The 5,836-nt window shown below is 70.0% G+C and carries 4 protein-coding genes; 2 read left to right on the forward strand and 2 right to left on the reverse strand.

The annotated features are described in order from the left end of the window. Positions 1-695: LysR substrate-binding domain-containing protein (locus AB0J09_RS54240; RefSeq protein WP_360710066.1), on the reverse strand; the 695-nt coding region annotated here is incomplete at its 3' end. A 93-nt stretch (positions 696-788) separates the two neighbouring features. Here AB0J09_RS54240 and AB0J09_RS54245 point away from each other — a divergent pair. After that, a complete protein-coding gene (locus AB0J09_RS54245) occupies positions 789-1,154 on the forward strand; it encodes a nuclear transport factor 2 family protein (RefSeq protein ID WP_360710067.1) in 366 nt (121 codons plus the stop codon). A 113-nt stretch (positions 1,155-1,267) separates the two neighbouring features. Here AB0J09_RS54245 and AB0J09_RS54250 read toward each other — a convergent pair whose 3' ends face one another. Continuing rightward, on the reverse strand, positions 1,268-4,750 hold the full coding sequence (locus AB0J09_RS54250) for an alpha-N-acetylglucosaminidase TIM-barrel domain-containing protein (protein ID WP_360710069.1): 3,483 nt from the start codon (positions 4,748-4,750) through the stop codon (positions 1,268-1,270). Positions 4,751-4,942: 192 nt separating this feature from the next. On the opposite strand from AB0J09_RS54250, the gene AB0J09_RS54255 reads away from it, so the two are divergent. Further along, a partial coding sequence (locus AB0J09_RS54255; RefSeq protein WP_360710071.1) for an ROK family transcriptional regulator occupies positions 4,943-5,836 on the forward strand: 894 nt, incomplete at its 3' end.

Here is a 5,836-nt window from a genome sequence, read left to right on the forward strand (position 1 = left end):
GAGAGGTCGGCGATGGCGTCGGCGGCGCTGGCCTGCAGGGCGATCACGGGCTGGAGGCCCTGCGCGGCGCACGCCTGGTCGAAGACGGCGCGCAGCCCGGTGCCCGGCGGCATGCACACGATCGGGTGCGTGCCCAGGTCGCGCAACGTGACCTGGGGGAGCGCGGCCAGGGGATGGCCGGGCGGAACGGTCACGACGAGGCGCTCGCTGATGATCGTGAGCGCCTCAAGCCCGCTGGGGGCGGTGGTGGCGGTGCCGACGAGGGCCAGGTCGAGGGCGCCGGCGTGGACCCCTTCGACGAGGCGGTCGGAGTTGTCCTCCTGGAGGGTGATCTCCACGCCGGGATGCGCCCGGTGGAAGGCGGCGAGCGCGTCGAACAGCGGCGTGATCGTGCACCCGATCACCATCCCGAGGGTGAGCCGCCCCCGGATCAGGTCGGTCACCTCACCCACCGCCTCGCCGACCGCCCCCGCGGCGGCGAGCGCGGCTCTGGCGTGCTCGATCGCCGCCTTGCCCGCGACCGTCAGCGTGGCGGTGCGCCCCGACCGATCGAACAACTCGGCTCCCAGCTCGCGCTCGAGCTGGCGAATCTGGGCGCTGACGCCCGACTGGCTGATGTGCACCCGCTCCGCGGCCCGCGTGAAGTTCTGCTCCTCGGCGACCGCGACGAAGTACTCCAACTGCCTCAGTTCCATGACTGGAAATTCTAGTTCCTATGAGAACCATCTGTTGGACTTCTGGTCCGGGCGGCGGCAGGCTGGACGCAGCGAACGCCCGAGGAGGAATCCATGCCGGACTATGAGAAGGCCATGCGGCCCGAGGACATCACGCGCCTGTTCGTCGAGCGGTCCAACGCCGGCGACGCGGCCGGGGTCGCCGCGCTGTACGAGGAGGACGCGGTGCTGGCCTACCCGCCCGGCAGCCAGACGGTGGGCCGGGAGGCGATCCGCGAGCTGTGGGAGAAGGTGCTGGCCGGGCGGCCGCACTTCGAGCGGGAGGAGCCGCTGCCGACGCTGGTTGCCGGGGACATCGCGCTCACCTCGACGCCGCCCAAGGACGGGGCCGGCGCCCGGGCGCAGGTCGTACGGCGCCAGCCGGACGGGAGCTGGCTGCGTATCATCGACCAGCCCGAGTTCGTCTCGCCCGCCGGCTGACCATCCAGCCGGAACAAGATCGCGCCTACGTCCCGGAAAGAGATCCCCCGGAACCGGGCGGCGCCGGGGGATGGGTCTCTCGTTCGTCCTTGGTCAGCGATCCCGGCTGCGGGTCATTGCTCCGGCGTGCCGTACACGCTGACTTCAGTGAGGTGGAACGACAAGTTGGCGCTGTTGTGTGTGCCGACCACCCGGACGTACCGGGCCTTCGCCTCAGTGTTCAGCGTGTCTCCAGCGTCGGTCGCGGCCCGGGCGCCGCGGCGGCCGCCGATGGTGTACCAGGTGGTGCCGTCGAGGCTCCCCTCCAGCCGGTACTCGTAGTAGCGCCCGCCCCCGACGTAGTTGCGCACATTGACGCGTGAGATGTCGTTGACCGTCCCCAGGTCGACCTGCCACCAGGTGGTGTCCCAGGTCATCTGACTGGCGAAGTACGGCGAGTTGGCCCGGCTGCCGTCGTTCGCGTGCTCTGGGCCCCGGCTCTGCTCCCAGCTCAGCGCGGTGACCGGTTTACGGAGGCTTTGCAGCGTGTCCCGCGCGCCGTCGCGTGCGGTCGACGGAGTGGATGCGGGATCGGTCAGTGTGGCGATTGCCTCCTGGCCGGTGTGCCGGTTGGCCGCGCTGACGAACAGGCCGACGTCGAGCGTGGCCCCGGCGCCCGGGACGCGGGCCGACCCGATCAGCGACCAGTTCTTGCCGTCGCTGCTGCATGAGCCGGTGAGCTGGTCGCCGGACTTGCCGATGCGCACCTGCGCGGGTGGTGTGAACCCGCCCACTTCGGTGTACGAGTCGAACTGCCCGTTGCCGTCGGAATCCCAGCTGAATACGCAGCCGTGACCGGGAGTGATGGCGATGTTCGCGTAGCCGGTGGACCCGGGGGTGGCCAGGTCGTCGCTCACCACCAGCCCGGTCCGGGTGAACTCCGACGAGCCGTCCTGCCGCAGCACCGTGCTCGCGAGCTGCTGCCCGTCGGTCAGGGCGTCCGTGCGGTAGGCAGTGGCCAGCTCGTTGGTCTCCCGCCAAAGGTCCGCACCACCCGCCGCGATCGCGATCCCGTCGCCGGTGGGGGCGAATTCGGCCGGTGTGTTGCTCATCGTCTGGTACGACGCGGGCACGGCTCCGGCGATCAGCAGGCTTGTCGAGGCCATGTCCTGCTGGGCGACGTCGGCGGATCGCCAGGAGGCGGTGACGTCCAGCGCCGGGGTACCGCCTGGGGCCTCGCCGGCAGGAACGGTCACCGTCCACGTCGTGGTGAGTTTGTCGCCTGGGGCGACGTGGTCGGCGCGGGCCGGGGAGGTCGCCTGCACCTGGTATCCGTCCGGGGCATCGAGCCGCAGCGTGACCTTGCCGGTGGGCCGCAGCGTGTTGTCGTTGGTGAACACGGCGGTGACCTGCACCGTCCCGCCTGGCTTGACGCCCTTGCGGTCGACGCCGACGGTCACCGCGCCGTCCGGCAGTGCGGCCACCCGGCTCGCTTCGAGGTAGGAGTCGCCGCGTGGCTCGGAGGCCAGCGCGGTGCCGGATCTGGCCCAGTCTTTGGCGACAGCCGGCCAGTCGATCGGCTCGGGGTACTCCTTGCCCGAGCGCAGCGCGGTCTTCAGGCTGTCGAAGAACAGCTGCCACCGCTTGGCGTAGTACTGGCCGACGAGGCCGTTCATCTCCCTGCGGGCGTAGTCCTGCAGACGGGCGCCGTCGGCCCAGAGCGTGACCAGCGACTTGAGGTTGTAGTCCAGGGTTGCCGCTTCGGCCGGGGTGGCGGCCTGCCGGTGGGCTTCCTTCTGCCACACCCCGAGCAGGAAGTGCTCATCGGTGCCGAGCAGCCGGTCCATCAGCCGCATCTGGTCCATCCACTGGCCGGTGAGGCGCTCGAAGCGTTTGAGGTCTTTGGCGCGGTAGGCGGCGCGGATCTCGGGCAGCTCCAGCCGGCTGTGGTTGGCCAGCACCTGCCGTGCGACGTCGACAAGGTCGTAGCGGTAGGCGCCGGAACCGCGTAGGCGCCGGTCGATCTGGAGCAGCTCGTCGAGCGCTTTGTCGAAGGTGGCGATGTCGTACTGCAGCGGGTAGCCGGTGTTCGCCAGGCCGGGCTCGTCGTCGTACAGGCCGGTGACGTGCCGGCTGTCGGCGCCGGCGGGCCAGCTGTAGACGGTGTCGAGGAGGATCCGCCAGGCCGCCTTGGCATGCGGGTCGTCGCCGCCGTACCGGGCGGTGGCATAGTCGTCGAACCACTTCCGCATGTCGACCGGGCCGTCCTGCCACGGCATGTCGGTGAAGAACGCGACCGCGGCCGGGTTGTTGTCGATGGCCTCGGGCATCAGTGCGATGCCGTTCATCGCCGTGCCGGGCTTTTTGCGCCAGGCGTGGAACTTTTCGTTCCACAGCGTCAGTCTGGCGCCGAGGTTGACGTGGCCGCCGAAGTTCCAGATGGTGCCGAACGCGTACCCGGTGCCGAAGAAGTCCTTGTCCCGGTCGGTGGTGCCGGATTCCTCGCTGATGCCGTCGACGATGAACATCTTGCTGCGGTCGATGGCCTGGAGCGTCGCCGGCAGGGGGTTGCTCTGCCAGCCCAGGATCGTCCACAGCGCATCGGGGTGGGCGGTGTTCAAGGCCCGCTGCACCGCTTGTGACGCCTGCGCCACGTTGACCTTTCCGGCTGTGCCACCCTCGTGCAGCAGGTCCATCTTGTACATCGTGCTGGAACCGAACAGCTCGGTCTGCACCCGGTAGAACGTGGCCGCGACGCGCTCGAAGATCGCACCTGTCGGGTCGAGCCAGTGGGGGCGTTCGAGCTGGTTCCAGGTGCCCTGCGGGACCGTGTTGGCTTCCGGGTTGCGGACCTTGAAGTCGGTCGGCACGGTGCCGAAATAGCCGGGCAGCACGGGGACCATGCCCAACGAACGCAGGCGGTCGGCCATCTTGCGGCCGAGTTCGACCCGTTGATCGATGAGTTGCTGGGAGATCGGGCTGTCGGTGCAGCACATGTTCTGCAGCAGCCACCAGGATTGGTGGCCCGGTTGCGGGATCCACTCGCGCATGTCCTGGCCGGAGTAGCCGAACTCCATGAAGGTGCGCTGGTAGACCGCCTCCTGGCCCTCGTAGACGAGCACCTCGTTGATGCCGTGCAGCGCCAGGACATCGATCCGCCGCTGCCACTCCGACCAGCTCAGATACGCGCCCGCGTAGCCCTGGTTGGTGTCGTTGAGGGCGAAGCGATGATCCACTGAGGAGGTCTTGGCGATGGGTGCCGCGGGTAGTGGGAGATGCTGGGGCAGGTCGACCTGGGAGCCGTTGATCGCGACGTCGGCGTGTGCCACCTGGCGCAGGTAGTAGCCGAAGCCGGTCAGTTGCACCGCGGGCGTCGTGCCGGCGACGACGAGGCGGCCGTTCTCGGCGTACACCTCGAACCGGTCTCGGCCCGTGCCCTTGTCGATCGCGCGCAGGGTGACCTGCTTGGCGCGCGATGTCCCGATCAGCCGTTCGAGGGCCTGCGCCGCCGGACCGTCGAGCCGGGCAGTCGCCGACTGTGCGGGCGTGTCGGCCGCCGCCCTGGGTTGGGAGACGAACGGGGTGGCGAGCATCGTCAGCAGGACGGCGAGCGCCATCAGAGGCGATCGCCATCGTCGCGGTAAGAGGGCGGCGGGGCTCTGCGGTTCGCGGGAACGGGTCATCGACGGCCACCTCCGGGGGGCGAGCAGGGGCGACAATTATGTAAAGACTTTTCGTAAGCTCTTTGCGAAATATACTCAGCCGAAGCGACCGAGAGGTCAAGACCCGGCGACCGTGAGGGGGCGTGGATGAAGGAGGAACGGCCGGCGGGCACACCGGTGCTGCGCAGGATGAACCGGGCCGCGGTGCTCGACGCCGTTCGACGCCGCGCGCCCGAGCCGGTGCGGTTGGCCGAACTCACCCAGTTGACCGAGCTCACCCGCCCGACGGTCGCCCAAGCTGTAGAGGATCTGCTGGCCGCCGGCTGGCTACGGCAGCACGCACCGCAGCCGGCCACGGTGGGCAGACCGGCCACGCGGTTCTCACTGAACGGCCGGGCGGCACCCGTGCTCGGCCTGGACGTCGGGCCGCACACCGTGACGGCGGGGATCGCCGACCTGGCCGGTGAGCGCCTTGCCGTGATTCGCCGGGCGGTCCGTCGCCGCGGCGCCCGGCACCTGCTCGAGGCGGTCGATGAGACAGCGGGTGAGGCGCTGGCGACGGCCGGCCTGGCCGCCGAGCAGATCACGGCTGTCACCGCGGCGACCCCGGGCATCGTCGAGGTGACCACCGGCCGGGTGCTGTTCGCCCCAAGTGTGCCGGGCTGGTCGGAGATCGACCTCGTCGGCCACCTGCGGGCTCGATTCAGGTGCGGGGTCACGGTGGAGAACGATGCGAACCTGGCCGCTCTGGCGGCGGCCCACCAACGCTCCGGCTCCGGCACCCTGCTCGCGGTTCAGTGGGGCGAGCGGCTCGGAGCCGGTGTCGTCATCGACGGGCGACTGCATCGGGGCGCGGGACAGGCCGGTGAGATCGGATTCATCCGTCCAGTCGGTGACTTTCCCAACGCGACCGGGGACGGCCGGGGGCCGCTGGAGCTCGCGATCGGCGGCGAGGCGATCGTCGATCTCGCCCGCCGCCGCGCCGCGGAGCATCCAGGGTCCAGGCTCGCCCGTGCGACGGACGCGGCCGCCGTCTTCGCG

The organism is Nonomuraea sp. NPDC049784 (assembly GCF_040659615.1).
Lineage (GTDB): Bacteria > Actinomycetota > Actinomycetes > Streptosporangiales > Streptosporangiaceae > Nonomuraea.